This window comes from Vibrio sp. 03_296 (assembly GCF_002265885.1).
Map to the genome: position 1 here is coordinate 1 of NZ_NPKW01001314.1, position 507 is coordinate 507.

Sequence of the window (507 nt, forward strand, 5' to 3'; positions counted from 1 at the left end):
CAGGTTGGTATCCCTTACATCATCGTATTCATGAACAAATGTGACATGGTTGATGATGAAGAGCTTCTAGAGCTAGTAGAAATGGAAGTTCGTGAACTTCTATCTGAATACGATTTCCCAGGTGATGACCTACCAGTTATCCAAGGTTCTGCACTAGGCGCACTAAACGGCGAAGAGCAGTGGGAAGCGAAAATCATCGAACTAGCTGAAGCTCTAGATACTTACATCCCAGAGCCAGAGCGTGCAATCGATCTACCATCCTAATGCCAATCGAAGACGTATTCTCAATCCAAGGTCGTGGTACAGTAGTAACTGGCCGTATCGAGCGTGGTATTCTGAAAGTTGGTGATGAAGTAGCAATCGTAGGTATCAAAGATACTACAACTACTACATGTACTGGTGTTGAGATGTTCCGTAAGCTTCTAGACGAAGGTCGTGCGGGTGAGAACGTTGGTGCGCTACTACGTGGTACTAAGCGTGATGAAGTAGAACGTGGCCAAGTACTTG

General features: G+C 45.6%; 1 pseudogene. It reads left to right on the forward strand.

The features are described from left to right. Positions 1–507 (forward strand): annotated as a pseudogene (locus CIK04_RS31770) (EF-Tu/IF-2/RF-3 family GTPase); the annotation flags it as partial.